Genomic DNA, 2,744 nt, shown 5'->3' on the forward strand with positions numbered 1-2,744 from the left:
GGCCACCGCCCCCGAGCCCGCTGCCGCGCCCTCCGCACCGGAGCCGTCCGGCCCCCGGGCCGACGCCCCGGCCGGCGGGGCGATCTCACTGGCGAAGGTGGAGGCCACCGCCCCCGCCCTGGTCAGCCTGTACAAGGCCGCAGCCGTGTCGCTGGAGAAGAGCGGCCTGACCGGGCAGCGGGCCGCCGTCTACCTGGTGCTCGACCGGTCCGGCTCGATGCGCCGCTACTACCGGGACGGCACCGTCCAGCACCTCGCCGACCAGGTGCTGGGCCTGTCGGCGAACCTCGACGACGACGGCACCGTGCCGGTCGTCTTCTTCTCCACCGACGTCGACGGCGTCGCGGAGATCGCGCTGGCCGGGCACGAGGGCCGCGTCGCGCAGCTGCACGAGGACCTCGGCCACATGGGACGGACGAACTACCACAGCGCCGTCCAGGCCGTCATCGAGCACTACGAGGCGTCCGGCGCGACCGAACCGGCCCTGGTCGTCTTCCAGACCGACGGCGCCCCCACCAGCAAGGCCGCCGCCGAGCAGGCGTTGTGCGAGGCCGCCGACAAGCCGCTGTTCTGGCAGTTCGTGGGCTTCGGCGACCCGAAGTCGGCAGGGCTGAACTTCCTGCGCAAGCTGGACACCGGCCTGCCCGTCCCCGAGCGCCGCACGGTGGACAACGCGGGCTTCACGCACGCCGGACTGGAACCGCGGGAGATCCCCGACGCGGACCTGTACGCGGCGCTGACCGAGCAGTTCCCGAAGTGGCTGGTCGCCGCCCGGGAGGCGGGGGTGCTGCGCTGACGTGACGGTCGCAGCGGTGGCCCGTCCCGCCCGGTGAGCGCGCTGAGAAGCCGCGCGGGCGGGCCGCCCCGCTCGGATACGATATTTGGCGGCTCCGTCAGATCTGTCAGAGCAGACCATCACGCACGGTAACGACTTGGGAGCAGCCGCAATGGCTCGACACCTCATCACCAGCGCCCTTCCCTACATCAACGGGATCAAGCACCTGGGCAACATGGTGGGGTCCATGCTCCCGGCCGATGTCCACGCCCGCTACCTGCGGCAGCGCGGGCACGAGGTGCTGTACATCTGCGCCACCGACGAGCACGGCACGCCGGCCGAGCTGGCCGCCAAGGAGGCCGGGCTGCCGGTGTCCGAGTTCTGCGCCCAGCAGCACGAGGCGCAGAAGGCGATCTACGACGGGTTCAGCCTCGATTTCGACTACTTCGGCCGCAGTTCCTCGCCGCAGAACGTCGAGATCACCCAGCGCATCGCACGCAGCCTGCACGCGAACGGTTTCATCGAGCAGCGGGCGATCCGGCAGGTCTACTCGCTCGCCGACGAGCGCTTCCTGCCCGACCGGTACATCGTCGGCACCTGCCCGCACTGCGGCTACGACAAGGCGCGCGGTGACCAGTGCGAGAACTGCACCCGGGTGCTGGACCCGACCGACCTGATCGACGCCCGGTCGGCCATCAGCGGCAGCAGCGACCTGGAGGTGCGCGAGACCAAGCACCTGTTCCTGCTCCAGTCGAAGCTGGCCGGCGAGGTGGAGGCGTGGATCGACGAGGTCGGCGGGGAGTGGCCGAACCTCGCGTCGTCCATCGCCCGCAAGTGGCTCACCGAAGGACTCCAGGACCGGTCCATCACCCGCGACCTGGAGTGGGGCGTCCCCGTCCCGGCCGACACCTGGCCGGAGCTGGCCGCCGAGGGCAAGGTCTTCTACGTCTGGTTCGACGCCCCGATCGAGTACATCGGCGCGACGAAGGAGTGGGCCGACGAGAACCCGGCCGAACGCGACTGGCAGTCCTGGTGGTACGGCGCCGACGCCGACGGCGTGCGGTACACGCAGTTCATGGCCAAGGACAACGTCCCGTTCCACACGGTGATGTTCCCCGCCACCCAGCTCGGCACCCGCGAGCCGTGGAAGCGCGTCGACCACGTCAAGGCCTTCAACTGGCTGACGTACTACGGCGGCAAGTTCTCCACGTCGCAGAAGCGCGGCATCTTCACCGACGCCGCGCTGGAACTGCTGCCGGCCGACTACTGGCGCTACTTCCTCATCGCGAACGCCCCCGAGTCCGACGACACCAGCTTCACCTGGGAGCTGTTCTCGGCCTCCGTCAACAAGGACCTGGCCGACACGCTCGGCAACTTCGTCAACCGGGTGCTGTCGTTCTCCCGCAAGCGGTTCGGCGACACCGTGCCGGCCGGTGCAGCCGCCGGTGACGCCGAGCGGCAGCTCGGCGAGGAGATCGCCGGACTGCTCACCGAGTACGAGCAGCAGATGGACGCCCTCCAGTTCCGCAAGGCGGCCCAGGCGCTGCGGGCGCTGTGGAGCGCCGGCAACGTGTACCTGGAGGAGAAGGCCCCCTGGCTGGAGATCAAGACCGACCCGGAGGCGGCGGCGCTGACGCTGCGCACCGCGATGAACCTCATCCACCTGTACGCGGTGCTCTCCGAGCCGTTCGTCCCTGCCTCCGCCAAGGTGCTCCGGTCCGTGTTCGACCTGGCGGACAACACCGCACCCTGGGTCGACGCGGAGCAGGCCCGGTCCCTGGACGCGGTGCCGGCCGGCACGCCCTTCACCGTGCCGCCCGTGCTCTTCGCCAAGATCACCGAGGAGGACCTGGAGTCGTACCGGGAGCGCTTCGGCGGCTCCGACGCCTGAGCCGCACCGGGCCGGCGGCTCCGGGTGACGTCCCGCCCGGAGCCGGAGCTGGTCGCCGGGCGCGTGTCTCCCGGAGCC

General features: G+C 70.7%; 2 protein-coding genes. Both read left to right on the plus strand.

The window, feature by feature from the left end; genetic code table 11:
• The first annotated feature begins 82 nt into the window (after window positions 1–82).
• Window positions 83–796, plus strand: coding sequence for a VWA domain-containing protein (locus tag ACYVE9_RS21800; RefSeq protein ID WP_461029586.1), 714 nt, complete (start codon window positions 83–85; stop codon window positions 794–796).
• A 151-nt stretch (window positions 797–947) separates the two neighbouring features.
• Window positions 948–2,666, plus strand: a complete 1,719-nt coding sequence (gene metG, locus ACYVE9_RS21805; protein ID WP_461029585.1) for a methionine--tRNA ligase — start codon at window positions 948–950, stop codon at window positions 2,664–2,666.
• Window positions 2,667–2,744: the final 78 nt, after the last annotated feature.

This window comes from Streptomyces sparsus (assembly GCF_054776295.1).

Excerpts from the sequence above, each read along its gene's own strand:
- metG (WP_461029585.1), top strand. The coding sequence starts at position 948 with ATGGCTCGACACCTCATCACCAGCGCCCTTCCCTACATCAACGGGATC.